The 23,922-nt window shown below is 54.9% G+C and carries 28 protein-coding genes; 19 read left to right on the top strand and 9 right to left on the bottom strand.

Going from position 1 to position 23,922, the window contains the following annotated elements:
* Positions 1-11 precede the first annotated feature (11 nt).
* The 7 genes from G549_RS0114585 to G549_RS0114555 are packed head-to-tail and all read right to left on the bottom strand — an operon-like array spanning position 12 to position 7,394.
* The gene (locus tag G549_RS0114585) at positions 12-1,196 is read right to left on the bottom strand and encodes an acetyl-CoA C-acyltransferase (RefSeq protein ID WP_027835639.1); all 1,185 of its coding nucleotides are present in this window, start codon (positions 1,194-1,196) and stop codon (positions 12-14) included.
* A 9-nt stretch (positions 1,197-1,205) separates the two neighbouring features.
* The gene (locus G549_RS0114580; protein WP_027835638.1) at positions 1,206-1,976 is read right to left on the bottom strand and encodes an SDR family NAD(P)-dependent oxidoreductase; all 771 of its coding nucleotides are present in this window, start codon (positions 1,974-1,976) and stop codon (positions 1,206-1,208) included.
* Positions 1,977-1,978: 2 nt separating this feature from the next.
* Complete coding sequence (locus tag G549_RS0114575; RefSeq protein ID WP_246778392.1) at positions 1,979-2,752, bottom strand: enoyl-CoA hydratase-related protein; 774 nt, start codon at positions 2,750-2,752, stop codon at positions 1,979-1,981.
* Between the two features lie 39 nt (positions 2,753-2,791).
* Entirely contained in the window at positions 2,792-3,676 is an 885-nt protein-coding gene (gene mmsB / locus G549_RS0114570) for a 3-hydroxyisobutyrate dehydrogenase (RefSeq protein ID WP_027835636.1), read from the bottom strand.
* Between the two features lie 32 nt (positions 3,677-3,708).
* The gene (locus G549_RS0114565; protein WP_027835635.1) at positions 3,709-4,749 is read right to left on the bottom strand and encodes an enoyl-CoA hydratase/isomerase family protein; all 1,041 of its coding nucleotides are present in this window, start codon (positions 4,747-4,749) and stop codon (positions 3,709-3,711) included.
* Complete coding sequence (locus G549_RS0114560; protein ID WP_027835634.1) at positions 4,746-5,888, bottom strand: acyl-CoA dehydrogenase family protein; 1,143 nt, start codon at positions 5,886-5,888, stop codon at positions 4,746-4,748. The genes G549_RS0114565 and G549_RS0114560 overlap by 4 nt, the downstream gene beginning before the upstream one ends.
* 6 nt (positions 5,889-5,894) lie before the next feature.
* Positions 5,895-7,394, bottom strand: coding sequence for a CoA-acylating methylmalonate-semialdehyde dehydrogenase (locus G549_RS0114555; RefSeq protein WP_027835633.1), 1,500 nt, complete (start codon positions 7,392-7,394; stop codon positions 5,895-5,897).
* Positions 7,395-7,584: 190 nt separating this feature from the next.
* On the opposite strand from G549_RS0114555, the gene G549_RS0114550 reads away from it, so the two are divergent.
* The 4 genes from G549_RS0114550 to G549_RS0114530 all read left to right on the top strand — a co-directional run bounded on the left by G549_RS0114550 (position 7,585) and on the right by G549_RS0114530 (position 11,435).
* Positions 7,585-8,475, top strand: a complete 891-nt coding sequence (locus G549_RS0114550; RefSeq protein ID WP_027835632.1) for a LysR family transcriptional regulator — start codon at positions 7,585-7,587, stop codon at positions 8,473-8,475.
* Entirely contained in the window at positions 8,472-8,924 is a 453-nt protein-coding gene (locus tag G549_RS20525; RefSeq protein ID WP_051213898.1) for a MaoC/PaaZ C-terminal domain-containing protein, read from the top strand. Before G549_RS0114550 ends, G549_RS20525 begins: the two co-directional genes overlap by 4 nt.
* A gap of 366 nt (positions 8,925-9,290) precedes the next feature.
* A complete protein-coding gene (locus G549_RS0114535; RefSeq protein WP_027835630.1) occupies positions 9,291-9,806 on the top strand; it encodes a fasciclin domain-containing protein in 516 nt (171 codons plus the stop codon).
* Positions 9,807-10,217: 411 nt separating this feature from the next.
* Positions 10,218-11,435: a TsoY family (seleno)protein gene (locus tag G549_RS0114530; protein WP_036222996.1), complete on the top strand. Its 1,218-nt coding sequence runs from the start codon at positions 10,218-10,220 to the stop codon at positions 11,433-11,435.
* A gap of 103 nt (positions 11,436-11,538) precedes the next feature.
* Here the strand turns inward: G549_RS0114530 and G549_RS0114525 are convergent, their stop codons facing one another.
* Positions 11,539-11,751 carry a hypothetical protein gene (locus tag G549_RS0114525; protein ID WP_162889074.1) on the bottom strand — a complete coding sequence of 71 codons (213 nt, stop codon included), beginning with the start codon at positions 11,749-11,751 and terminating at the stop codon, positions 11,539-11,541.
* Positions 11,752-11,890: 139 nt separating this feature from the next.
* Here G549_RS0114525 and G549_RS0114520 point away from each other — a divergent pair, with 139 nt between their 5' ends.
* The 9 genes from G549_RS0114520 (at position 11,891) to G549_RS0114480 (ending at position 17,896) form a co-directional block, all read left to right on the top strand.
* Positions 11,891-12,259, top strand: coding sequence for a PRC-barrel domain-containing protein (locus G549_RS0114520; protein ID WP_027835627.1), 369 nt, complete (start codon positions 11,891-11,893; stop codon positions 12,257-12,259).
* A 59-nt stretch (positions 12,260-12,318) separates the two neighbouring features.
* Positions 12,319-12,504 carry a DUF3008 family protein gene (locus G549_RS0114515; protein WP_027835626.1) on the top strand — a complete coding sequence of 62 codons (186 nt, stop codon included), beginning with the start codon at positions 12,319-12,321 and terminating at the stop codon, positions 12,502-12,504.
* 165 nt (positions 12,505-12,669) lie between these two features.
* Complete coding sequence (locus G549_RS21950; RefSeq protein ID WP_027835625.1) at positions 12,670-13,212, top strand: biotin transporter BioY; 543 nt, start codon at positions 12,670-12,672, stop codon at positions 13,210-13,212.
* A 15-nt stretch (positions 13,213-13,227) separates the two neighbouring features.
* The gene (locus tag G549_RS21945) at positions 13,228-13,890 is read left to right on the top strand and encodes an energy-coupling factor ABC transporter ATP-binding protein (RefSeq protein ID WP_027835624.1); all 663 of its coding nucleotides are present in this window, start codon (positions 13,228-13,230) and stop codon (positions 13,888-13,890) included.
* 3 nt (positions 13,891-13,893) lie between these two features.
* On the top strand, positions 13,894-14,520 hold the full coding sequence (locus G549_RS0114500) for an energy-coupling factor transporter transmembrane component T family protein (RefSeq protein ID WP_027835623.1): 627 nt from the start codon (positions 13,894-13,896) through the stop codon (positions 14,518-14,520).
* Complete coding sequence (locus tag G549_RS0114495; protein ID WP_027835622.1) at positions 14,513-14,941, top strand: DUF1284 domain-containing protein; 429 nt, start codon at positions 14,513-14,515, stop codon at positions 14,939-14,941. Before G549_RS0114500 ends, G549_RS0114495 begins: the two co-directional genes overlap by 8 nt.
* The gene (locus G549_RS0114490; protein ID WP_027835621.1) at positions 14,938-16,332 is read left to right on the top strand and encodes an AMP-binding protein; all 1,395 of its coding nucleotides are present in this window, start codon (positions 14,938-14,940) and stop codon (positions 16,330-16,332) included. Before G549_RS0114495 ends, G549_RS0114490 begins: the two co-directional genes overlap by 4 nt.
* Positions 16,329-17,465 carry a thiolase family protein gene (locus tag G549_RS0114485; RefSeq protein WP_027835620.1) on the top strand — a complete coding sequence of 379 codons (1,137 nt, stop codon included), beginning with the start codon at positions 16,329-16,331 and terminating at the stop codon, positions 17,463-17,465. Before G549_RS0114490 ends, G549_RS0114485 begins: the two co-directional genes overlap by 4 nt.
* The gene (locus tag G549_RS0114480; RefSeq protein WP_027835619.1) at positions 17,462-17,896 is read left to right on the top strand and encodes a MaoC family dehydratase; all 435 of its coding nucleotides are present in this window, start codon (positions 17,462-17,464) and stop codon (positions 17,894-17,896) included. The genes G549_RS0114485 and G549_RS0114480 overlap by 4 nt, the downstream gene beginning before the upstream one ends.
* Here the strand turns inward: G549_RS0114480 and hpaR are convergent.
* Positions 17,893-18,315 carry a homoprotocatechuate degradation operon regulator HpaR gene (gene hpaR, locus G549_RS0114475; protein WP_027835618.1) on the bottom strand — a complete coding sequence of 141 codons (423 nt, stop codon included), beginning with the start codon at positions 18,313-18,315 and terminating at the stop codon, positions 17,893-17,895. The two genes, G549_RS0114480 and hpaR, sit on opposite strands and share 4 nt — an antisense overlap.
* Before the next feature lie 138 nt (positions 18,316-18,453).
* Here hpaR and G549_RS0114470 point away from each other — a divergent pair, with 138 nt between their 5' ends.
* The 6 genes from G549_RS0114470 to hpaI all read left to right on the top strand — a co-directional run bounded on the left by G549_RS0114470 (position 18,454) and on the right by hpaI (position 23,880).
* Positions 18,454-18,852, top strand: coding sequence for a 5-carboxymethyl-2-hydroxymuconate Delta-isomerase (locus G549_RS0114470; RefSeq protein ID WP_027835617.1), 399 nt, complete (start codon positions 18,454-18,456; stop codon positions 18,850-18,852).
* Entirely contained in the window at positions 18,849-20,363 is a 1,515-nt protein-coding gene (gene hpaE / locus G549_RS0114465) for a 5-carboxymethyl-2-hydroxymuconate semialdehyde dehydrogenase (protein ID WP_027835616.1), read from the top strand. The genes G549_RS0114470 and hpaE overlap by 4 nt, the downstream gene beginning before the upstream one ends.
* A 61-nt stretch (positions 20,364-20,424) precedes the next feature.
* The gene (hpaD, locus tag G549_RS0114460; protein ID WP_027835615.1) at positions 20,425-21,405 is read left to right on the top strand and encodes a 3,4-dihydroxyphenylacetate 2,3-dioxygenase; all 981 of its coding nucleotides are present in this window, start codon (positions 20,425-20,427) and stop codon (positions 21,403-21,405) included.
* Between the two features lie 13 nt (positions 21,406-21,418).
* Positions 21,419-22,291 (top strand): fumarylacetoacetate hydrolase family protein, encoded by an 873-nt coding sequence (locus tag G549_RS0114455; RefSeq protein WP_036222992.1) that lies wholly within the window; start codon positions 21,419-21,421, stop codon positions 22,289-22,291.
* Position 22,292: 1 nt separating this feature from the next.
* Positions 22,293-23,096: a 2-oxo-hept-4-ene-1,7-dioate hydratase gene (gene hpaH / locus G549_RS0114450; RefSeq protein ID WP_027835613.1), complete on the top strand. Its 804-nt coding sequence runs from the start codon at positions 22,293-22,295 to the stop codon at positions 23,094-23,096.
* Positions 23,097-23,106: 10 nt separating this feature from the next.
* Positions 23,107-23,880, top strand: coding sequence for a 4-hydroxy-2-oxoheptanedioate aldolase (hpaI, locus tag G549_RS20520; RefSeq protein ID WP_036222989.1), 774 nt, complete (start codon positions 23,107-23,109; stop codon positions 23,878-23,880).
* Positions 23,881-23,922: the final 42 nt, after the last annotated feature.

Here is a 23,922-nt window from a genome sequence, read left to right as displayed (position 1 = left end):
CTCTCCGTAAGTTAGTCGGCAATCTCAATTGCCATGGCCGTTGCTTCACCCCCACCGATACAAAGCGAGGCAACACCGCGTTTCTTAGAGGTGTGTTCAAGCGCGTGCAAGAGCGTCACCAAAATTCGTGCGCCAGAAGCGCCAATTGGGTGGCCAAGGGCACAAGCGCCGCCGTGAATATTCACCTTGTCCGCATCAATCTTGAGGTCATGTATCGCCGCCAGAGTCACAACGGCGAAGGCCTCATTGATTTCCCAAAGATCAACATCATTAACAGCCCAGCCAATCTTGTCGATCAGTTTTTGCATCGCCGGCACAGGCGCTGTGGTGAACCAGCCTGGCTCATGCGCATGGCTTTGATGGCCGATGATCCGCGCACGGATCTTCAGCCCCTTGGCCTTGGCGTCACTCTCGCGCATCAGCACAAGCGCTGCCGCGCCATCAGAGATGGAGGACGCGTTGGCCGCAGTCACCGTGCCATCCTTGGCAAAGGCCGGGCGCAATTGTGGAATTTTGTCCGGGCGGGCATTGCCGGGTTGCTCGTCTTTGTCCACAACGATGTCACCCTTGCGGCCTTTGATCGTTACCGCGGTAATTTCTTTGTCAAACGCGCCTGACTCTTGCGCCGCAAGTGCCTTGTTCAGCGACCCGAGGGCAAATTCATCTTGTTGTTCGCGGCTAAAGCTATATTTACTCGCGCAATTTTCAGCAAATTCGCCCATCAATTCATGCTTGTCATAGGCGTTTTGCAGCCCATCAAAAAACATATGGTCAATGGCTTGGGTGTGGCCCATGCGGGCGCCGCTGCGCATTTTCGGCAGCAGATAAGGCGCGTTGGTCATGCTTTCCATGCCGCCAGCCACAACAATGTCACCATTGTCCGCTTTCAGCTGATCATGGGCCAGCATCACTGCCTTCATGCCCGAGCCGCACACCTTGGAAATGGTGGTGCAGGCGGTGCCAAGTTTAAGCCCGGCGCCCAAAGCAGCTTGCCGCGCAGGTGCTTGGCCAATGCCCGCATTGAGCACATTGCCCATCAGCACTTCTGAAATATCTTCTGGCGAAAGCCCAGCGCGTTCGACCGCGGCTTTAATCGCCGTTGCGCCCAATTCGGGCGCGCTCGCCGCACCCAGATCACCTTGCAGCCCGCCCATCGGGGTCCGGGCTGCGTCAACAATCACAATATGGTCTGTCATGAAATGCTCCTATCGCGGCTGCAAGCGCACCGCGCCATCAAGCCGAATGGTCTCGCCATTCAACATGCTGTTGATGATGATATGTTCCACCAATTTGGCAAAATCTTCCGGATGGCCCAACCGTTTGGGGAAGGGGGTGTTTTCCGCCAGTGAATCTTGCACCTCTTGTGAAAAACCTTGCATCATCGGTGTTAGAAAAATGCCCGGCGCAATCGACAAAACCCGCACGCCGTCGCGCGACAAATCCCGCGCCATAGGTAGGGTCATGCCCACAATACCGCCCTTTGAGGCGGAATAGGCGATCTGGCCAATCTGGCCCTCATAGGCGGCCACAGAGGCGGTGTTGATGATCACCCCGCGTTCGCCATCGCCTGAAAGCGCATCCATTTTCACCATGCCTGCGGCAGATTGTGAGGCGCAGTTAAAGCTGCCGATTAGATTGACGCCCAATGTTTTGGCAAACAGGCCCGCGTCATGCGGGTTGCCTTCTCGGTCGACGGTTTTGGCGCCCGGCGCAATGCCGGCGCAGTTCACCATCACCCGCTCTTGCCCCAATTGGCCGCGCACATGTTCAAAGCCGCGATCAACACTGTCGGCATCCGACACATCCACCTTGGCAAAGGCGCCGCCGATCTCGTCGGCCACCCGTTGGCCATCTTCTTCATTCAGATCGAAAATACCGACCCGCGCGCCCAAAATCGCCAGGTGCCGCGCCACGCCTTCGCCCAGGCCAGACGCGCCGCCGGATACGACAACGGTCAGTTCATCATCAATATGCATATCTATTCACCCTTGAAGTTGGCGTCGCGTTTTTCGCTGAAGGCAGCCATGCCTTCTTTCTGGTCGTGGCTGGAAAACAGGCCATGGAAGCTGCGGCGTTCAAACAAAATGCCTTCGGTCAAGCCGCCCTCAAGCGCACGGTTCACCGCTTCCTTGCCCGCCATCACCGAGAGTTTGCCGAAGCCAGCAATCTCTTTGGCAATGTTCATCACTTCATCCACCAGCTTATCGGCGTCAAATATCCGTGCTGCCAAATTGCAGCGCTCTGCTTCCGTGGCGTCCATCATCCGGCCGGTCAAAATCATGTCCATGGCTTTATATTTGCCCACGGCCTTGGTCAGCCGTTGCGACCCGCCCATGCCGGGGATCACCCCGAGCTTGATTTCCGGTTGGCCGAACTTGGCGCGGTCGCCTGCATAAATCACGTCGCACATCATCGCCAGTTCACAACCACCGCCAAGGGCATAGCCGTTCACCGCCGCCAAAATAGGCGTGCGAATGCGCGACAGCCGGTCCCACCCGGCAAACCAGTCTGCGTTCAGCATGTCGGTTGCACTCTTGTCCTGCATTTCCTTGATGTCCGCACCGGCGGCAAATGCTTTTTCGGATCCGGTGATCACAAAGCAGCCTACACTTGGGTCGCGGTCATATTTTTCGAGCGCGGTGGCCACCGCCTCCATCACATCCAGATTCAGCGCATTCAGCGCGTCCGGGCGATTGAGGGTGATTTTGACCACCCGCTCGACCTGTTCCACCAAAATAACATCGGTCATCACGCTATCCTTTACCTCGATCAAAATTGGAAATGGGTGCGCTTAAGCTTTGTTAAGCGCATCCAAATCGTTGATGATGCCGGAAAAATCGTGCCCCACGCCGTGTTTTTCGACATACTTTTCATACAATGATGTGGCGTGCGCGCCAAGGGGGGTGGCACTATCCGTTTGGCTAGCAGCGTCCTGGCTCAATTTCAGATCTTTCAGCATCAGGCTGGCATCAAAACCCGGCTTATAGTCCCGGTCAGCGGGGCTTTCCGGCCCAACGCCCGGTACGGGACAATAAGTATTCACGCTCCAGCAAGAGCCGGATGATGTGGAAATGACATCAAATAATGCAGATTTATCGAGGTTGAGCTTGTCCGCCAGATTAAAGGCTTCCGCCGTGCCGATCATGGAAATCGCCAGCAGCATATTATTGCAGATTTTGGCCGCCTGTCCGGCGCCGCCAGCGCCGCAATGCACGGCCTTTTGCCCCATAATGTCAAACAAGGGCTTGGCCTTGCCATAGGCATCGTCGCTGCCGCCCACCATAAAGGTCAGCGTGCCTGCTTCCGCGCCGCCCACGCCGCCGGAAACCGGCGCATCAAGGCTCAACATGCCCGCCTCTTTCGCCAAGGCATGTGCTTCTTCGGCGCTTTTCACATCAATGGTGGAGCAATCCAAAAATACCGTGCCCTTATCGGCCAGCCCCAAAAGCTGCTTATAAACGCTCAGCACAATATTGCCATTGGGCAGCATGGAGATCACTACATCGGCGCCTTCCACTGCGCCTTCGGCGCTATGGGCCAGCTGCACGCCCTTGGCCGCCGCTTTTTGCGCAATCTCCTGGTTCAAATCAAAGCCCAGCACCTCGTGCCCGGCGGTGGATAGGTTTGCGGCCATAGGGCCGCCCATATTGCCCAGTCCGATAAATGCGATCTTCATGTTGTCCTCCCAAAGACAAGCCGTCCCAACGGCTATTTTAAACTCAGCTCTTTTTCCCCAAGCGGCTTGAACATGGCTGACACCATTTGGTCGCTCACCTGGTCGAGCGTGGCGGGCACCCATTGCGGGTTGCGATCTTTCTCAATGATCGCGGCGCGAATGCCCTCGTAAAAATTCACGTCATAAAGCGATGCATCGGCGAAGCGGAATTCCTGACCTAAGCAGGGCTCAATGCTGTCCATCTGCTTCGCTTCATTGATGGCGTGAAAGGTCGATTTCACCGAAAGCGGACATTGCCGCTTCAAAACCTTCAAAGCCTTTTGTGCAAACTCACTCTCATCCGCTTCAATCGCTGCCATCGCGTCGTCAAAGCTCTTATCCGCAAACCAGTCGGCAATTTGCGTGTGGTGCCAGCGCGCATCGCCCTCTGGCGGTGTTGCCGCATGGGCTTTGATCAACTCGTCCACATCGCCGCCGGCCAAAATGGCTTCTTTCAGCGCGTCAAACTTGTCCTCCGGTACGTAATAATCCGCAAATCCACAATAGATGGCATCATCGGCAGTCATGCGTCCGCCGGTCAACCCGTAGAAATACCCTAAGCCGCCCGGTGTGCGCGACAGCAAATAGGTGCCGCCCACATCGGGCAAAAATCCAATGCCCGTTTCCGGCATGGAGATGATGGAATTGTCGGTCACAATCCGGTGGCTGCCATGGGCGGAAACGCCCACACCGCCACCCATAATAAAGCCATGCATCATGGCCACATAGGGCTTGGTGTAATTCTCGATCAGCGCGTTCAATTCATATTCGTCGCGCCAGAACTGCATCACCGCATCATGGTCGGTGCGGCCATTTTCATAAACCGCTTGAATGTCGCCGCCAGCGCAAAAGGCGCGGTCACCCGCGCCCTCAATCAGCACCGCATGAATGCCCGGATCGCCCTGCCATGCCTTCATGGCTTCAAGCATTTCCAGCACCATCTGGTGGCTTAAAGCGTTCAGGGCTTTGGGGCGGTTGAGCACCATGTGCCCAACCCCATTTTGGCTCGAAATCAGAACTTCTTTTTCGCTCATGATGCACTCAAGAGTTGCCGCGCCACAATCATGCGCATGATCTCATTGGTGCCTTCCAAAATCTGGTGCACCCGCAAATCCCGCACAATTTTCTCAATGCCATAATCGGCCAGATAGCCATAGCCGCCATGCAATTGCAGCGCCTGGTTGGCCACATCAAAGGCCGTGTCGGTCACAAACCGTTTGGCCATGGCGCAATATTTGGTCGCCTCGGGCAATTGCTGGTCATAAGTCCATGCCGCCTTGTAAAGAAAAACCCGTGCGGCCTGCAGCTCAATCTCCATGTCGGCCAGGCGGAATTGCAGCGCTTGGAACTGGTTGATGCTTTTGCCAAAGGCTTTGCGCTCTTCCATATAGCTCAGTGTCTTGTCGAGCGCCGCTTGCGCCGCGCCCAAGGCGCTGGCGGCAATGTTCAACCGCCCGCCATCAAGCCCCTTCATGGCATATTTGAACCCGTCGCCTTCCGTGCCCAGCAAATTGCTGGCTGGCACACGCACATTGTTCATCACCACTTCGGAAGTGGGCTGTACATTCCAGCCCATCTTCTTTTCATTGGCGCCATAGCTGAGGCCCTCTGTGCCTTTTTCCACCAAGAAGGCGGAAATGCCTTTCGGGCCTTCTTCGCCGGTGCGGGCCATCACGATATAAAGGTCAGACACACCGCCGCCGGAAATAAAGCTCTTGGTGCCATTCAACACAAATTCATCGCCGTCACGCTTGGCCGTGGTTTTCAGCGCCGCCGCGTCCGAGCCAGAACCCGGCTCGGTCAGGCAATAGCTGGCCACCTTATCCATGGTGCAAAGCTGCGGCCCCCACTCTTGACGCATCTCTTCGCTGCCAAAGCGGTCGATCATCCAGGCACACATATTGTGGATGGAGAGGAACGAGGCTGTGGCCGGACAACCATGAGACAGGGCTTCAAAAATCAGCGCCGCATCCAACCGCGTCAGGTCAGACCCGCCAATATCGTCGCGCACATAAATGCCCGCCATGCCCAATTCGGCTGTTTGCTTGATCACATCCAAGGGGAAATGCTTGGCCTGATCCCATTCCACCGCGTTGGGTGCAATATTCTCGGCGGCAAACTCCCGTGCCATATCAAAAATGGCGCTTTGTTCTTCGCTTAATGCAAAATCCATATCGGATTACTCCATCACAGGAATAGTAAAGCTCGCGCCTTCTTTTACGCCAGAAGGCCACCGCGAGGTCACGGTTTTGGTGCGCGTATAGAAGCGGAACGCATCCGGGCCGTGCTGGTTCAAATCGCCAAAGCCAGAGCGTTTCCAGCCACCAAAGGTGTAATAAGCCAGCGGCACAGGGATTGGCACATTCACGCCGACCATGCCCACATTGATCCGGTGGGTGAAGTCACGCGCCGTGTCGCCATCGCGGGTGAATATCGCAACGCCATTGCCATATTCATGGCGCATGGCATAGCCAACCGCATCTTCATAGGTTTCCGCCCGCATCACGGAAAGCACAGGGCCAAAAATCTCTTCTTTATAGATGTCCATGCCCTCGGTCACATTGTCGAACAGGCAAGGGCCGATAAAATACCCGTTGGGATTGGTGCTGTGCTTAAAGCCACGCCCATCCACAACAAGGTCAGCGCCTTCTTCAACGCCTTTATCCACCAACCCGGTCACGCGCTTCAGCGCATCGCCGGTTACCAGCGGGCCAAAGTCTACATTGTCGCCTTCTGTGTAAGGGCCAACCCGCAGCGCTTCCACGCGGGGTTTCAAAGCGGCCACCAATTTGTCGGCAGTTTCCTTGCCCACCGGCACGGCAACTGAAATGGCCATGCAGCGTTCACCCGCCGCGCCATAACCTGCGCCCACCAGCGCATCCACCGCTTGTTCAATGTCCGCATCCGGCATGATAATCATATGGTTTTTCGCGCCACCAAAACATTGTACGCGTTTACCGTTCGCAGAACCGCGCGAATAAATATATTCCGCAATCGGGGTAGACCCCACAAAGCCGATGGCTTGAATATCTTCATGGTCCAAAATGCCGTCCACGGCTTCTTTGTCCCCATGCACCACATTCAAAACACCCTTGGGCAAACCAGCCTCAATCATCAATTCCGCCAGCATGTTCGGCACAGATGGATCGCGCTCGGACGGCTTTAGGATAAACGCATTGCCCGCCGCAATTGCGGGGCAGAATTTCCACATCGGGATCATGGCCGGGAAGTTAAACGGCGTAATGCCTGCCACAACGCCCAAAGGCTGGCGCATGGAATAAATATCAATGCCAGTCGAAGCGGCGGCGCTATATTCGCCCTTCATAAAGTGCGGCGCACCGATGGAAAATTCAGCCACTTCCAACCCGCGCACCACATCGCCTTTCGCGTCTGGTAAGGTCTTGCCGTGCTCGCGTGACAGGGCTTCGGCCAGCTTATCCATATCGCGATGCAACAGCTCAACAAATTTCATCATAACGCGGCCACGGCGCTGGGCATTGGTGTTGCCCCAAGCGATTTGCGCTTCCTTGGCAATCTCGATGGCCTTGGCCAATTCGTCCTTGCTGGCCAGCGGCACTTTGGCCTGCACTTCGCCAGTTGCGGGGTTCAACACATCAGCAAAACGGCCAGATGTGCCTTTAACATGTTCGCCATTGATAAAGTGGGTGATCTCGTTCATTGCTCGGGCCTCCTCCAGATCCCTTGCGCGCAAAATCAGCTATCGCTGTGCGCTGCGCAAACTGCGCCTTAAAAAACATATCGCCCGCATCATATTGTGCGTGAATGGGCGTTCAACAACAAATCAAGCAAAACCATTGTGCAAAAATACAGTAGCTATAGTGTAACACATCAGCTAATCTCACGCCATTATGCGCACCAATTGGGACGATTTTCGGTTTTTCCTCGCTGTGGCCCGCCATGGCACGCTCACTTTGGCCGCCGCCCAGCTGGGCGTCGATCACGCCACCGTGTCGCGCCGTATTGCCGCGTTGGAAGACAATATCAAAACAAAGCTGTTTCACCGCTCGCCCCAAGGCTATGCCCTTTCCGATGCCGGGCTGAAAATGCTGCCCATCGCCGAGCAGGTGGAAAGCGACGCCATGCGCGCCATTGATGAATTGAGCGACAAGCGCTCGGACCTGTCCGGCCCCGTGCGCATCGGCGCCCATGAAGGCGTCGCCAGTTTTCTTTTGGCCGAGGGCGCAGCAGAACTCTGCCGCCTGCACCCGCAATTGGAAGTGCAATTGATCACCGTGCCGCGCAATTTTTCCCTGTCCAAGCGCGAGGCCGATTTTGTCATCACCGGCTCACGGCCGCAAACAGGCCGCGTGAAAATCCGCAAAATCGCGTCCTATGCCCTGCATATTTATGGCGCGCAATCCTATCTCGACAATCATGCGGAAATTGTCGCCCGCCGCGACCTGAAGCGCGTGCGCGGCATCGGCTATATCCCGGATATGATTTTCGATAAGGAGCTGGATTATATCCCCAGCGTGGACCCGTCGCTCAAAGCCCACCTCACCGCCACCAGCCTGCATGTGCAATTGCAATTGGCAGTTGACGGGGCCGGGGTCTGCATCCTGCCCGACTATATCGCCAAAGATCACGCCAACCTGATCCCCATCTTGCCCGATGAGGTGGAGATCAAGCGCGATCTGTGGCTCACCATTCACGAAGATTTGGCCCATTTGACCCGTGTGCGCACGGTGGCCGATTTCATCACCAAAGATGTGCAACAGCGCCTGAAAGCAAGAGCATGACAGAGACAAGATATTTTGAAGATTTGACCCTCGGCGAAAAATTCGAAACCGAAACCTACACGCTGACGGCCGAAAAGGTACACGAATTCGCTTCAGAATATGACCCGCAATTTATCCATGTGAATGAGGACGAGGCGAAAGACGGCCCGTTCGGCACCATCATCGCCTCCGGCTGGCAAACCCTTTCCGTCACCATGCGCCTGATGGCGCTGATCAAGCCCTTCGGCCAAAACCCTTTGATCGGCATGCGCATCGACGACCTAAAATTCGCCGCCCCGGTCTATCCGGGCGAAAGCGTCACCGTGAAGGGCGAAATCGTCGACCTCACCAAATCCCGCACCGCCCCGCGTGGCTATGTTGGCATTTTACTGAACACCATCAATCTCGACACCGGCAAACTCGTCGCCACCCAAAAATGGACCTGCCTGGTGCCCTGTCGGGAGGGATAATATTTCCCTCCAAAGCGCCCACAAGCCCGTCTAACTCGCCTGCATAAACGACTAGGCCACGTCATCAAACCCACCCACTGTCATCCTCGGGCTTGACCCGGGGATCCATACAGTGTTGGCGGGCGCAGGGCGGGCTGTTTGTTCCGCAAAACCTGGCTGAGAATACACGCAACAGGGGACGCGAGCGCGCTGCCGATCAACATGAATGCGTCAACCAAAATCAACCCAATGCGCCAATTAAGCAACAGATTGTTTACAAGGTTTTGAGCGCAAAGGGCGCGGGTTCCGTGATCCAGAACCCGCGCATCGCCGTTAATTGGTCTGCAAACATCAATTACGGCGCTTAGCCAATCAAAGGTAAGTACAATGAAATCAATTCGCAAGATCGCAGCCACGATGGCCACAGCTTTAGCGCTCACCACAGCCGCTCAAGCGCAAACCATCGTCGAAATCGCCTCAGGCGATGACCGCTTCTCAACCCTCGTCGCCGCAGTCTCTGCCGCTGGCCTGGTCGATACTTTGAACTCCGACGGTCCATTCACCGTCTATGCCCCGCTCAACTCAGCATTTGATGCATTGCCCGAAGGCACAGTTGAGACATTGCTTAAGCCGGAAAACAAAGACCAGCTCACCAATGTGCTGCTTTACCACGTGGATGACCGGTTGCTCCGCGCCGCCGATTTCCCCCACGGCTCAAACTATTTCAAACCAGTATTGACCAGCGAGCGCCTGTGCATCACCTCAGATGGTGGCAAAGTCACTATTGCTGACGGCACTGGCGATATGGCCAATGTGGTCGTCGCCAATATCCATGCGGACAATGGCGTGATCCACGTCATCGACAAAGTGCTGCTGCCCGGCACACGCCCTGCCTGCCACTAAACTTTAGGTTCCTCCCAAGACCGAAGTAAAAGACCGGCCACACCGCCATGTGGTCGGTCTTTTTTGTTCGTTGACGCGAAGATGAGCAGAAGGTCGAGAGCACATTGGGAATTTTCCTTGTTGCTAAGCGATCAACTGATGGGGCCATGTTCGCTCCGTGCAATGGCAACGTCCTGCAAAATCAGCATTCAGTTTCGCATTTGCTGCGCATACAAAATAACTCTCGGGAAATAGGCCTCGACCGCAATCTGCGACCTTGCGCGACGAATTGTGGGCACCGCCCCATGAGGATTTGCAGGAGTTCACAGGCTTTTCTCACCCCTGCGACAATCTATCCCCAACACCCATCTAGCCAACTCCAACTATCAATATTAGTATATGCTTATATATTTAATAAGATGGAGTTGGGAAATGCTATCTATGCCGAAAAACCTGAAAGAGCGCTATGCGCCATTGTATTTTCTGGCCAGCGTTGGCGCTGGTGGATTGGTTGTTACATTCTTTATGTATTTGATGTTCTGGGTGCCCCACCCTGGGCAACCGGTGCCGGTGTTTGAAGATATTGTGCGGGCTTATGCCTCCGCCAATATGCCGTTGCAAATCGCGATCACCATTGCCTTGATGGGCATTGCCCTCTTGGCCATATTGCACTTTCGCTTGCTGGCTTGGAACTTGCGCGAATATTCAAAATTTCGCGAAACCGAGGCCTTTCGCAAGTTGAAAAACTCGAACGCTGAAACCCAATTGATGGCGCTGCCGCTCACCCTCGCGATGGCAGTCAATGTCGCATTTATTGTGGGCTTGGTGTTTGTGCCGGGGCTTTGGTCCATTGTTGAGTTTCTGTTCCCCGCAGCCATTGCCACTTTCGCATTGATCGGTCTTTTGGCGCTCAATTTGTTTGGCAAATTTCTCGCGCGAATCTTCGCTGAGGGCGGGTTTGACCAAAGGGCCAACAACTCCTTTGCCCAAGTGTTGCCGGCCTTCGCATTTGCCATGATTTCGGTTGGCTTCGCCGCACCTGCCGCTTTGTCCCAATCCAAAATCATTGTGGGCGTGGGCGTTGCCTTGGCAGGGTTATTCTTTATCGCCGCGGTGCTTGTCGCGCTGGTTGCGGTCGTCATTGGGTTGAACTCAATTTTGCAAAATGGTCTGGCCGCAGAAGCCGCGCCAACATTGCTTGTCATCATCCCATTATTGACCGTGTTGGGCATCGCAAGTCTGCGCATTAATCACGGCATGCACACCCAGTTTGATATGCATTTCGACACCGCGCACAATTTTGTCATGCTCGGCGGCCTGCTTGCGGTGCAATTGCTTATTGCCCTGGTCGGCTGGAACGCCCTGAAAGCAAAGAATTACGCGGCCTCATTTCTGTCGCAAGAGGGGCAGAAGTCTGCTGGCGCATATGCGCTGGTTTGCCCGGGCGTGGCGCTCTCCGTCATGATTCATTTCTTCGTGAATAAGGGATTGGTCGGCGCGGGTCTGATCGCCAAGTTCGGTGTTGCCTACTGGGCGTTCACATTGCCCGCACTTGCCTTCCAGATTGCCATGATTGTGCTGGTGGTCAGGCTGAACAAACAGCACTTCTCCACCACCAAAATTCTGCCACATCCCGCAGCGGCAGAATAGATGAAAACCGCCCCTCAATGTGAAGGGGCGGTTTTACACATTTATGTATAATTTTTGAGAATCCGCCTAAAATGTCGGGCGGATTCCAGTTTTTATGGAACTATTAGTCGCTAATCTCGGCCACCTTAATCATCGAACCGACAATTAAGAAGGCACCTGCGATCAGAAAAAAGATAAAACTGAGTGGCATCAAAAAGCTTTCTGAGACAAGCGCGCTGGTGCTCACACTACTGCCGAAGAAAACGACTTCTGTTATCAAGGCTGCGCCGGATAAAAGCAGCGCAACAATTCCTAACATGATGAATTTATTAGTCATTTGTCTGCTCCTTTGTTTGAACAGATAACGCACAATCCTCGATTTTGTTCCCAGATCGGCGACAAGTGGAACTTTGCCCGGGTCAAACGCGTTACTCTTACTCATCATCTGTCACCATGCGTGACGAAAGGAGGATGATATGCAAATTGTATTGGACGAAACACACGATCTGATTGCGGCGGAAAAAGTAGACGGAACAAAGGTTTACGATGCCTCCGGCGAGAAAATGGGTACAGTGAAATCCCTAATGATCAACAAGCAGACCGGCCAGGTCGCACACGCGATTCTGTCGATCGGCGGCTTTTTGGGCATGGGAGAGGATTACCACACCGTGCCGTGGGAAAAGCTTGATTACGATACCGAGCTTGGTGGTTATAAGCTTGATGTCTCAGAGGAAAAGCTTAAGTCGGCGCCAACATTTTCTGCCGAAGAAGTGACCGCGCTCAACGACCGTGAGTTTGAGCACCGCGTCTACCATCACTTCGGTACACCGCCTTATTTTATCTAACCAACTCAGCCCACTGCGCCGCATTCGGCGCGGTGGCGCCAACATTATGGAAGGCCCTTATGCCTGCAAAATCCAAAGCTCAGCAAAAAGCGGCTGGCATGGCGCTCGCGGCCAAGCGTGGCGAAATGAGAGTGAGCGAACTGCAAGGTGCCGCCAAGGAGATGTATGAGACGATGGACGAAGATGAATTGCGCGATTTTGCCGAAACCAAACATGCCAATAAACCGGAGCATGTGGACAATTAATCCCACATACTCAATCGGTTAGTTGCTCGCTTCACGGTATAAAACGCCTGCGACCAGCGCTTCCTCCTGTCCAATTGGTCAAATAAGAATTGCCGATTGAAATTGTCAGGCGTGGTTAAATGCGATAACACCCCAGCCAATGATTTTGCTTAAGGGGAAGAAAGCATGACCACCCGTGATATCGTTCTGATCGCACTTTTTGCCGCCATCATGGCTGTTCTTGGGGTGTTTCCCCCAATCACACTGCCCGTGATCGCTGTGCCGATCACCGCACAATCTCTGGGCGTTATGCTCGCCGGGGGCGTTTTGGGCGCAAAGCGCGGAGCGCTTTCAATGGTGCTGTTCTTGGCCCTTGTGGCCGTGGGGCTGCCGTTGCTCTCCGGTGGACGTGGCGGCATTGGCGTTTTCTTTGGCGCCAGTGGCGGCTTTTTGCTCGGCTGGATCGTGGCCGCCTTTGTGGTTGGCCTGCTGGTTGAGCGTTTCTGGGAAAGTTTGAATTATATCAATGCCTTCATCGCCAGCGTGGTGGGGGGCATTGTGGTGCTCTATGCGTTGGGCATTCCATGGATTTCTGTTGTGGCAGGTATTTCATTGGGACAAGCCTTTACCGGCTCTATGGGCTTTATCCCCGGAGATGTGGTAAAAGCTGTGATTGCCGCTTTGGTGATTGTGACTGTCGCGAAATCCTACCCCATCATCAAAAAGTAAGGGCTTTTTCCGCCCATGATTGAGATAACAAAGGCCAGTTTGATCAAGAATGAACGGACCATCCTGTCCGATATTTCCGTCAAACTGACCGAAAGCCGCATTGGCATTATTGGCCATAACGGCTCGGGCAAATCAAGTTTTGCCAAATTGCTCAATGGGCTGGAACCCTGTACTACGGGGCAAGTGCGCGTGGGCGGCGCTGACATAAGCGAACACCGCGCCCGCGTCGGCTTTGTGTTCCAAAATCCGGATAACCAGCTGGTGATGCCGCTGGTGGAGGAGGACATCGCCTTTGGCTTGAAAAAGTCCGGCCTCAGCAAATCCGAAATCAACGGCCGCAGCGACGCGCTGTTGGAAAAGTTCGGGTTGGCGCATCTGCGCGAACGCCTGACCCACGAGCTAAGCGGCGGTGAAAAGCAACTGATCGCCCTGATCGGGGTGCTGATCATGCAGCCCGAACATATCATTCTGGATGAGCCAACCACCTTGCTTGATTTGCGCAATCGCGCCATTCTGCTCGCCATGTTGGATAAGCTGGAGCAGCAATTGATTATCGTCAGCCATGATCTGGATTTGATGGCGCAAATGGATCGGTTATTGCTGATCCACGAGGGGCGGTTGCATGCAGATGGCGACCCGTCCCAAATCATTGAAACCTATCGCGACCTGTCGGTTTAAACGATGCTGATCAGCCTTTATACGCCCGGAAACAGCCCCGTGCACCGCACCCCGGCAGGCTTGAAAATCGTGCTGCTTTTCATCTTTTGCACCCTACTGTTTTTGCTGCAAAGCTGGTGGTTTCTTGCGGGCGCGATCGCTGCGGTGCTGGCGGCCTATCTATTGGCCAAATTATCGCTCACCCTCGCGTGGCAGGCGATGCGACCGGCGCTGTGGGTGCTGGTGCTGATCTTTCTGGTGCAGCTATGGCTCAATGATTGGCAGTTCGGTCTTTATGTGGTTTTGCGCTTTGCGATCATGATCGTGGCGGCAACCTTGTTGACCCTTACCAGCAAAACCAGCGAAATGATCGAAGGCATTGAACGCAGCGTAGGCAAAGTGTTTGGCGCCGATGTGGCGGAAAAAGTTGGCCTTGCCTTCTCGCTTTCGCTGCGCTTTATCCCAATGGTACGCGAAACCTATCAAGAGGTGCGCGAAGCGCAAAAAGCACGAGGGTTGGGCCGCAACTGGCGAGCGCTGATCACGCCCACAATGATCCGCACCCTCAAGTCAGCCGATGATATTGCACAAGCCATTGATGCCCGCTCGGCCGGGGCACCGTTGGCGAAAGACGAGCGGCATCATGATTAGAATTCGCGGCCATCATTTGCTGTGTGCGCTCACCTTCGCGGGACGCGGCTATAGCCGACAGTTTGAACGTGATTTTCACGCCATCATCAAACGTATGCGCGCCAATGAAATGATGCAGATTATTGATCGGCCCGACGAGATTTGCCAAAGCGTGAAGGATTGCGACGGCAGTCATTGTTTCGAACCGCGCATCGATCAGCGTGACGCGTTGGCGCTGGCCGATATTTCTGAATTGCTCGGGCGTGAGTTGAAGGTTGGCGATACACTTGTGCCTGCGGACATTTTTACCGATGACACGCGCAAAGCCTTTCGCGACAACCATATCCGCCGGGGGTGTTTTGATTGCCAATGGCGCGTTTTTTGCGACCAAATCGCTGCGGATGGGTTTGCCAACACTTTGCTGCGGGCCGAGAGCGTATGAGTGCCGCTATTGTCGCTCGCATAAAAAAACATCTGCGCGCGGACAGGGCACGGCCAACTCTGTTTGCGGGGCAAGAGGCACTGACCGCTGGTGACTTGTTGGACCGTATTGATGCGGCTGAAGAAAAGCTGATTGCCGCCGGGGCGCCGCAAAAAATTGCGCTGGCGCTGCCCACCAGCACCGAGGCGCTCGCCTTCTTTATCGCAGCGCTGAATGTTGGCGAAAACACCATTTATTTCGACCCAAACTGGGCCGCCGAAACCCGCGCCAAAATTCAGCGCCAAATTGCCCCGGATCTGGTGATCGATCAGGAAGGCGAATTATCACTGTGTGGGTCATCATCTCGCCGGGTGGATCGTGAAACGCATTATACTTGCTTTACCTCCGGCTCCACCGGGCTCCCCAAGGGCTGCATGCGCACTGAGCAATCCTGGCTCAACAGCTTTGAGGCAGATCAGGATTTTTCAAACATCACGCCGCAGTCGATAATTATTGTGGCTGGTAGCTTTGCCCACTCGCTATTTACTTATGCCGCCCTGCGCGGCCTGGTGGCAGGCGCGAAAATCTTGCTGCTGCCAAGCTTTCACCCGGGCGCGATTTTTCGACACGCCGCCAACCACGACAATGCGGTGTTATTTGCGGTGCCCACCCAATTGGTGGCCCTGACCGAGGCTGGACAGATTGCACCACAATTTTGCAAAATCCTGACCACCGGCTCCAAATTGTCGCCTGAACTGGCGGCCAAGGTCAAAACCTGTTTCCCCAATGCCGATCTCATCGAATTTTATGGCACGTCCGAATTGAGCTATGTGGCAGCCCGGTCCGTGCATCCGGATGATGCGCCCAGCCTGGTTGGCCAGCCACTTTCGTCGGTGCAGATCGAAATTTTGGATGCGGAAATGCAAACCCTGGCAGCGGGCGAAATTGGCCAGGTTTTTGTGCGCAGCCCCATGGCGTTCAAAGGCTATCTGACCGAAGGTGGGTTCGCCCCCGCGGCTGACAACATCAGCGTTGGCGACACCGGATTTATGGACGAACAGGGCCAGTTGCATTTGCAGGGCCGAGCGGATCGTATGTTTCAAGTGAGCGGTCGCAATGTTGCACCGGAGGAAATTGAGGCCGCGCTGCTGGCGCTGTCCGAAGTGAATCGCGCCGCAATATTCGGCGAAACGGATGCCAAGCGCGGCCATCGCATTGTGGCCGTGGTCCAGCTTGCGCAGTCGGTGGATCGAGCAACGTTGGCCGCAGCCTTGCGTCCGCACCTCACCCCCTATTTAATGCCCCAGCGCTTCTATCTATGTGATAGTTGGCCGCACACCAGTTCGGGCAAAACCGATTTGCAAAAGCTGGCGGCGGCAAGGCGAACCAACAGCGTGCAGGAGCTCACATGAGCAACACGATCTATATGGTGGCTGCCAAACGCAGCGCTGTGGTGCCACGCGGCGGCGCATTCGCACATTTGCAGCCGCATGAACTGGGCGCGCCACTTATCAAATCCCTGTTGGCCGAAACCAAGATTGCGCCAACCCAAATCGATCATGTGCTGTTGGGCAATGGTTTGGCTGGCGGCGGCAACGTGGCGCGCATGGTGGCGCTGGCCGCAGGACTGCCCGAAGCCGTGCCTGCTATAACGTTGGACAGCCAATGTTGCGGCGGCGTCGATGCCGTGCAAATGGCCATGCATATGCTGAGCGCCGGGGCGGCAGATATTATATTGGCCGGCGGCGTGGAGAGTTTCAGCACCGCGCCGCGCCGGATAAAACGCGGACGTGATGGCGCGCCAGATCAAGAATATCACCGTCCGCCTTTTTCGCCCTGGCCAGAACGTGATCCGGATATGATTGCAGCAGCAGCACATTTGGCCAAATACAAGCAAATATCGCGCACAGCGCAAGAAGAATTTGCGATAAAGAGCCATCAAAAGGCGCAGGCGGCGCAGGTCGGTTTGCGATCTGAAATAGTGGCCATAGCGGATGTGGCGGAGGATGCTTTTACCCGTACCCTTTCGCCAAAATTGTGCGCCAAGCTGCCGCTTTTGGCAGGGGACAAAGACACTGGTTTGACCGCGGCGACCACCGCTGTGGAAGCCGACGGTGCCGGACTTTGCGTGCTGTTGTCGGAAAAAGCACTTAATGATCATCCGGAACTGAAACCTCATGCGATAAAATTGCGTGGCGCTTTAAGCGTTGGCAGCGATCCTGCCTTGCCCGGCCTCGCGCCGATTGCAGCCATTGAAAAGCTCTTGCACCAACTCGATCTGTCTTGTGCAAACATTGCCATTGTTGAGATGATGGAAGCTTTCGCGGCGCAGGCCATGGCTTGTCTTGAAGCGACTGATTTGCCGCTTGCCCGCACCAATCTTGGCGGAGGTGCGTTGGCGCGGGGGCATCCGATTGGTGCCTCCGGCGCGATCAATCTGGTGCGGCTGTTTCATGAATTGCAACGGGCCGAAATTGGCGCTTATGGCCTGGCCGCTATTGCAGGTGCAGGCGGGTTGGGCGCAGCTTTGGTGATGCAGAAATGATCAAGATTTCAACATTGAACGATTGGCCTGACCATGTCGGCAAAAGCATTAAAAGCGTAGAGCCGTTTGTGATCTCGGCGTCTCAGCTTGAGGCTTTCTTGCGCGCCGTTGGCGATGCAAATAATCTTCATGAGGGGCGCGACGCCATCGTGCCGGGCAATTTGTTGCTGAGCCTTGTGCCGCACTTCTTGCAGCAGCATTTAGAACTGCCGCCGGGCATTATCGGCATGAGTGTTGGCTATGACAGGGTGCGCTTTAAAGCTCCGACGCGCGTTGGGGATCCGCTCTATTTTAAGGCGGAGGTTCGCCATGTGCGGACGCAAAAAGCCGGGGTCTATGTGACCTATGCGGTGAGCTGCCGAGGGGCGGGCGACGAATTGGTGATGGCGCTAGATATGCGCGACTATTATGCCCTCAAACCGGGTGGCTAGTCGTCGACAAACTCTTCCAACAGGTCGAGCAATGTTTCAATCCGCTCGACACCATATTGTTCCTCAAGCGCTTTATAGATACGGCGTTGTTCGGGCAAAATATCCGCAATAAACCGCTTACCCCCATCAGTTACCGAGAGCACTGCGCGCCGACCATCATCATCAGCGCGGCGGCGCTGGATAAAGCCGCGATCTTCCAGCGTTTTGATGATGCGGGTTAGGCTGGGCGCCAAAACCGAGGCACGTTTGGCCACTTCAGTTGCGTCCAACGGCCCGCCTTCATCAACAACCCGCAGCACGCGCCATTGTTGTTCTGTCACATTTTGCGCCGCCAACATCGGGCGAAACCTCGACATGACAGATTCCCGTGCACGCAAAAGGGCCATGGGCAGAGAACGGCGGGTACTTTGTGGAAACATAGGTCCTGTCCAATTCAGCTTCCAAACATTTGGTTCCCTTTATCGCGGGATTGTTGATGTGCGGCAAGTGTTTTTGCTGATTTGACAATAGCGAACAAAAATGCTTAACATGTTAAACAATAGGCGGGAGGGGTCTTTGTGCCGCATCTAGTTATAGAACATTCAGCCAATTTAGCTGACAAAACCGACATGGATCATCTCTGCCGTGAACTGCAATCGGTGATGGTGTCATCCAACTTGTTTGAGCTAGGGGGCATCCGCGTGCGCGCCTTTAGTGCGGCGCATTATGCCATTGCCGATCTGCAGGGGGAAAACGGATTTGTTGATCTCAATTTGCGTATCGGTAAAGGCCGCAGCCTTGAAGACAAAAAGAAAGTTGGCGATGCGCTGATGGAGCGCGCGCAGACCGTGCTGGCGCCGCTTTTCGAAACCGAACATTTTGCCCTCTCTTTGGAAATTCGCGAGATCGACGCCGAATTGAGCTGGAAGCACAACACGATCCATAAACGCATTCGAGCAACAGGACCGAATTCATGACCGACCTGAACACCAATATCGAAAAGGCACAATCCTACTTGGCGCGCTTTCGCCAGGATGGAGTCTTAAACCATATTGATGGGCAGGCCGTTGGGTCCGATAGCGGCGAGCAGTTCGGCGTAATTTCACCTATTGACCTTGAGCCGATTGCAAAGGTGGCGCGTGGGGGCGCCTCGGATATCGACAAGGCGGCAAAAGCGGCAAAGGCGAGCTTTGCTGAATGGGCGGCCATGCCGGGCAAAGAGCGCAAGAATTTGTTGCACCGCATCGCAGACGCCATCGAAGCGCGGGCGGAAGAGATTGCCTTTGTGGAAAGCGTAGACACGGGACAGGCAATCCGCTTCATGTCCAAAGCCGCGCTGCGTGGTGCGGAAAATTTTCGGTTCTTTGCTGATCGTGCGCCGATGGCCCGAGACGGTGAATCCTTACGTGCACCCAACCAACTCAATGTCACCAGCCGAACCCCTATTGGCCCCGTGGGCATCATCACCCCGTGGAACACCCCCTTTATGCTGTCCACGTGGAAGATCGCACCGGCTTTAGCCGCAGGCTGTACTGTTGTGCATAAGCCCGCCGAGTTTTCACCATTGACCGCACGGCTTCTAGTCGAGATTGCCGAAGAGGCGGGTCTGCCCAAAGGTGTTTGGAACCTGGTGAACGGCTTTGGTGAAGATGCCGGCAAGGCGCTTACCGAACATCCTGACATCAAGGCCGTGGGCTTTGTGGGCGAAAGCCGCACTGGCTCCATGATCATGAAGCAGGGGGCGGACACGCTAAAGCGGTTTCATTTTGAATTGGGCGGCAAAAATCCGGTGGTGGTTTTTGACGATGCGGATTTGGATCGCGCGGCGGATGCAGCGGTGTTTATGATCTACTCGCTGAATGGTGAGCGCTGCACCTCATCTTCGCGCCTATTGGTACAGGCCTCGATATATGAGGAATTCACCGCCAAGGTCGCCGAAAAAGCCAAAAACATCAAAGTGGGGCATCCCCTTGATCCAGAGACGGTTGTCGGCCCGCTGATCCATCCCGTGCATGAAAAGAAGGTGCTGGACTATCTCGAGATCGGGCCCCAGGAAGGCGCGACGGTTGCGGTGGGCGGTAAAAAGGCAGAAGGCTTCACGGGCTGCTATGTGGAACCAACCCTTTTCACCAATGTCACCAATGATATGAGAATCGCGCGGGAAGAGATTTTTGGCCCCGTATTGAGCGCCTTGAAATTTGAGAGCGAAGAAGAAGCGCTGAGCATTGCCAACGATACCGACTATGGCCTGACAGGTTATGTCTGGACCTCGGATGTGACCCGGGCGCTGCGCTTCACGGATAAACTTGAAGCGGGCATGATCTGGGTGAACTCAGAAAATGTGCGCCATTTGCCCTCACCTTTCGGCGGCATGAAAAGCTCTGGCATTGGCCGCGATGGCGGCGATTGGTCCTTTGATTTCTACATGGAAACAAAGAATATTGCGTTTGCAACAACGGCCCATGCCATTCCGAAATTGGGTGGCTGACCAAAGCCGCGCCGCCCTGTAAGATTTTGCGGTAGGATGCCGCGTTGAGGAGACTTTTAAGATGCCTGTACCCAAGAGTAATCTCTATCCTGACTTTAATATTGTCCGTTTGTCCCATGTGGAATTTAGGGTGACCGATCTGGCGGCGAGCAAAGCCTTTTATGTGGACACACTTGGGTTGCAGATCACGCACGAAGACAGCGAAAATGTGTATTTGCGCGCGCTGGAAGAACGCAATCACCATTGCATCATCTTGCGCAAAGGGCAGAAAGCGGAAGCCAATGTGCTGGGCTTTAAAGTCTATGATGAGCCGGATTTGGACAAGGCAGAAACCTACTTCAACGACAAAGGGCTGCCGACCGAGTGGATAGAGCGCCCACATCAGGGCCGCACGCTGCGCACCCGCGATTTGCACGGCATTCCGCTGGAATTTTATGCCCGCATGGAGCAACTCGCCCCCATTCATCAGCACTATAAACTCTATAAAGGCGTGCGGCCGTTACGCATTGACCATTTCAATTGCTTTTCAAGCAATGTGGATGACAGCGTGGCCTTTTATAATGATCTCGGCTTCCGCGTCACCGAATATACTGAAGATGAAGAGAGCAAAAAGCTCTGGGCCGCCTGGATGCACCGCAAAGGCGGTGTGCACGATATCGCCTTCACCAATGGCCGTGGCCCACGCCTGCACCATACCGCCTTTTGGGTGCCCAACCCCATGGCGATCATCGATTTGCTCGATTTGATGTCCACCACCGGCTATCTCGAAAATATTGAACGCGGTCCCGGCCGCCACGGCATTTCAAATGCATTTTTCCTTTATATCCGCGACCCGGACGGCCATCGGATCGAGATTTATTGTTCGGACTATATGACCGTTGATCCAGATATGGAGCCGATCAAATGGGATTTGAAAGACCCGCAGCGACAAACGCTTTGGGGGGCACCGGCCCCGCGCAGCTGGTTTGAAGAGGGCACAACCTTTGCCGACACTGAGATCTGCGACAGCCAACTGGCCGCACAACCAATTGTTGCGCCATAAGGACGGATAAATCATGTCAAACCGCACGCGCCTCGCCACCTTTAAGCGCAACAATAAGCTGGGTTATGGCGCCATCACCGACACTGGCGTTGTCGATCTTTCTGCCCGCTTTGGCGCCCAATATGCCGGGCTGCGCGAAGTGATTGAAGCGGGCGCATTGCCCGAACTGGCTGAAGCTGCCAAGGACCAACCAGATGATTTTGGCTTGGACGAGATTTCTTATGAAATTCCGATCCAGAATCCAGAGAAATTGATTTGCGTTGGCGTGAATTTCCCCAGCCGCAATGAAGAATATAAGGATGGGCAGGAGGCACCGCCAAACCCATCGCTGTTCATTCGGTTTCCGCGTTCTTTTACCGGCCACGACCAGCCTTTGGTGCGGCCTCATGCATCGCCACAATTGGATTATGAAGGCGAGATCGTGTTGGTGATCGGCAAGGGCGGTCGGCACATTGCGGAGGCGGACGCGCTGGATCATGTGGCCGCCTTGTCCTTGTGCAATGAAGGCACCATTCGCGATTGGGTGCGCCACGCCAAATTCAACGTGACCCAAGGCAAAAACTTTGATTCCACCGGGGCCATCGGCCCATGGTTGGTGCCCTATGAGGCCGAAGAGCAACTGGCTGACATCCGCCTGACCACCAAAGTAAATGGCGAACTGCGGCAGAATGATCGCACGTCGCGGATGATTTTCAGCTTCAAAAAATTGATCAATTACATCTCGACCTTCACCACTTTGGCACCGGGGGATGTGATCGTCACCGGCACACCAACAGGTGCGGGGGCACGGCTTGATCCACCACAATGGCTAAAGCCCGGTGATGTGATCGAAGTGGAAGCAGAAGGCATAGGCGTGTTGCGCAACACCGTGCGGGATGAGGTTTAAAATGATCAGTGCGGGTGATGCCAAAAAGCTGGCGGAAGAATTGCATAGTGCGGAGGAAACGCGGCAGCAAATCCCCCTGATTTCCAAGCGCTTTCCGGAGGCCGAATTGGCCGACGCCTATAAGGTGCAAGACGCTTGGGTGGCCCACAAATACGGCTTGGGTCACCAGCGTATCGGCTGGAAAATTGGCCTGACCTCAAAAGCCATGCAAGCGGCGCTAAATATCACCACTCCCGATTCGGGTGTGCTGTTCGACAATATGGCATTTGAAGACGGCGCGACCGTTCCCAAAACCCGTTTTATCCAACCGCGGGTTGAAGCGGAGATTGCGTTCATTTTGAAAGCGCCGCTCAAGGGCGACAAGGTCTCCATGTTCGATGTGCTCAACGCCACCGACTATGTGATCCCGTCCCTCGAAATTTTGGACACGCGGGTTGTGCGCAAAGATGCGGACACTGGCCAAATGCGGACGATTGTCGATACTGTCGCGGACAACGCCGCCAATGCTGGGCTCGTTTTAGGCGGCCGCGCCATGCGTGTGGATGAAGTGGATTTGCGCTGGATCGGTGCCATCGTGCAGCGCAATGGGGTGGTGGAAGAAACCGGACTTGGCGCCGGGGTGTTGAACCATCCGGCCATGGGCCTCGTGTGGCTGGTCAAGCGTTTGGCGCAATTTGACATTGGGCTGTTGCCCGGAGAGATTGTTTTGTCTGGCTCTTTTATCCGCCCAGTTGAAACCAACCATGGCGACACCATCATGGCCGACTTTGGTCCCCTGGGCACCGTCAGCACCTATTTTGAATAAGGAAGAAACCATGCCAACCCCGATCAATAAGTTTAAAGCCGCCATTCAGAAGAGCGAAAAGCAAATTGGTCTTTGGATGGGCCTGACCAACGCTTACACCGCAGAGATTTGCGCGGGCGCAGGCTTTGATTGGCTGGTGATTGATGGCGAGCACGCACCCAATGATTTGCAATCAACATTGGCACAGTTGCAAGCCCTGGCCGCTTATCCTGTGAGCCCTGTGGTGCGGGTGCCAATTGGCGAAACATGGTTGATCAAGCAGGTGCTGGATTTAGGCGCGCAAAACATTTTGGTGCCCATGGTGGAAAGCGCCGCACAAGCCGAAGAATTGGTGCGGGCGATCAAATACCCCCCTCAAGGGGTGCGTGGCGTCGGCGCGGCATTGGCCCGCGCTTCGCAGTTCAACCGCATAGGTGATTATCTGCAAACCGCCAATGAGCAAACCTGCTTGATCGTGCAGGTCGAAAGCCAAGTCGGTATTGACGCCATTGAAGAGATTGGCCAAGTCGAAGGCGTAGATGGCATCTTCATCGGGCCAGCGGATTTGGGCGCTGATATGGGCTATTTGGGCCGTCCCGGTGAACAAGTGGTCAAGGATGCGGTGCTTGATGGCATTGCAAAAATTGTCGCCACAGGTAAAGCAGCAGGCGTTCTAAGCGCAGACAAGGTCTTCGCCCGGGCGTGCCTCGACCAAGGGGCAAGTTTTGTGGCAGTGGGGACAGACGTGACCCTATTCTCTGGTGTCACCAGCAAACTGGCAGAAGAGTTCACGGGCGCAAGCTAAGAGCCGCACCGAGCAGTGATAAACCTACTAGGCGAGATGTTG

Source organism: Maritalea myrionectae DSM 19524 (assembly GCF_000423365.1).
GTDB lineage: Bacteria > Pseudomonadota > Alphaproteobacteria > Rhizobiales > Devosiaceae > Maritalea > Maritalea myrionectae.
Note: the sequence above shows the minus strand (reverse complement) of the source record. Positions and strands in the feature narration are given on the sequence as shown.

What these genes read in the sequence shown, in the direction of transcription:
- G549_RS0114585 (WP_027835639.1), bottom strand. Translation starts at nt 1,196, where the DNA reads ATGACAGACCATATTGTGATTGTTGACGCAGCCCGGACCCCGATGGGC.
- G549_RS0114580 (WP_027835638.1), bottom strand. Translation starts at nt 1,976, where the DNA reads ATGCATATTGATGATGAACTGACCGTTGTCGTATCCGGCGGCGCGTCT.
- mmsB (WP_027835636.1), bottom strand. Translation starts at nt 3,676, where the DNA reads ATGAAGATCGCATTTATCGGACTGGGCAATATGGGCGGCCCTATGGCC.
- G549_RS0114565 (WP_027835635.1), bottom strand. Translation starts at nt 4,749, where the DNA reads ATGAGCGAAAAAGAAGTTCTGATTTCGAGCCAAAATGGGGTTGGGCAC.
- G549_RS0114560 (WP_027835634.1), bottom strand. Translation starts at nt 5,888, where the DNA reads ATGGATTTTGCATTAAGCGAAGAACAAAGCGCCATTTTTGATATGGCA.
- G549_RS0114555 (WP_027835633.1), bottom strand. Translation starts at nt 7,394, where the DNA reads ATGAACGAGATCACCCACTTTATCAATGGCGAACATGTTAAAGGCACA.
- G549_RS0114550 (WP_027835632.1), top strand. Translation starts at nt 7,585, where the DNA reads ATGCGCACCAATTGGGACGATTTTCGGTTTTTCCTCGCTGTGGCCCGC.
- G549_RS20525 (WP_051213898.1), top strand. Translation starts at nt 8,472, where the DNA reads ATGACAGAGACAAGATATTTTGAAGATTTGACCCTCGGCGAAAAATTC.
- G549_RS0114535 (WP_027835630.1), top strand. Translation starts at nt 9,291, where the DNA reads ATGAAATCAATTCGCAAGATCGCAGCCACGATGGCCACAGCTTTAGCG.
- G549_RS0114530 (WP_036222996.1), top strand. Translation starts at nt 10,218, where the DNA reads ATGCTATCTATGCCGAAAAACCTGAAAGAGCGCTATGCGCCATTGTAT.
- G549_RS0114525 (WP_162889074.1), bottom strand. Translation starts at nt 11,751, where the DNA reads ATGACTAATAAATTCATCATGTTAGGAATTGTTGCGCTGCTTTTATCC.
- G549_RS0114520 (WP_027835627.1), top strand. Translation starts at nt 11,891, where the DNA reads ATGCAAATTGTATTGGACGAAACACACGATCTGATTGCGGCGGAAAAA.
- G549_RS0114515 (WP_027835626.1), top strand. Translation starts at nt 12,319, where the DNA reads ATGCCTGCAAAATCCAAAGCTCAGCAAAAAGCGGCTGGCATGGCGCTC.
- G549_RS21950 (WP_027835625.1), top strand. Translation starts at nt 12,670, where the DNA reads ATGACCACCCGTGATATCGTTCTGATCGCACTTTTTGCCGCCATCATG.
- G549_RS21945 (WP_027835624.1), top strand. Translation starts at nt 13,228, where the DNA reads ATGATTGAGATAACAAAGGCCAGTTTGATCAAGAATGAACGGACCATC.
- G549_RS0114500 (WP_027835623.1), top strand. Translation starts at nt 13,894, where the DNA reads ATGCTGATCAGCCTTTATACGCCCGGAAACAGCCCCGTGCACCGCACC.
- G549_RS0114495 (WP_027835622.1), top strand. Translation starts at nt 14,513, where the DNA reads ATGATTAGAATTCGCGGCCATCATTTGCTGTGTGCGCTCACCTTCGCG.
- G549_RS0114490 (WP_027835621.1), top strand. Translation starts at nt 14,938, where the DNA reads ATGAGTGCCGCTATTGTCGCTCGCATAAAAAAACATCTGCGCGCGGAC.
- G549_RS0114485 (WP_027835620.1), top strand. Translation starts at nt 16,329, where the DNA reads ATGAGCAACACGATCTATATGGTGGCTGCCAAACGCAGCGCTGTGGTG.
- G549_RS0114480 (WP_027835619.1), top strand. Translation starts at nt 17,462, where the DNA reads ATGATCAAGATTTCAACATTGAACGATTGGCCTGACCATGTCGGCAAA.
- hpaR (WP_027835618.1), bottom strand. Translation starts at nt 18,315, where the DNA reads ATGTTTCCACAAAGTACCCGCCGTTCTCTGCCCATGGCCCTTTTGCGT.
- hpaE (WP_027835616.1), top strand. Translation starts at nt 18,849, where the DNA reads ATGACCGACCTGAACACCAATATCGAAAAGGCACAATCCTACTTGGCG.
- hpaD (WP_027835615.1), top strand. Translation starts at nt 20,425, where the DNA reads ATGCCTGTACCCAAGAGTAATCTCTATCCTGACTTTAATATTGTCCGT.
- G549_RS0114455 (WP_036222992.1), top strand. Translation starts at nt 21,419, where the DNA reads ATGTCAAACCGCACGCGCCTCGCCACCTTTAAGCGCAACAATAAGCTG.
- hpaH (WP_027835613.1), top strand. Translation starts at nt 22,293, where the DNA reads ATGATCAGTGCGGGTGATGCCAAAAAGCTGGCGGAAGAATTGCATAGT.
- hpaI (WP_036222989.1), top strand. Translation starts at nt 23,107, where the DNA reads ATGCCAACCCCGATCAATAAGTTTAAAGCCGCCATTCAGAAGAGCGAA.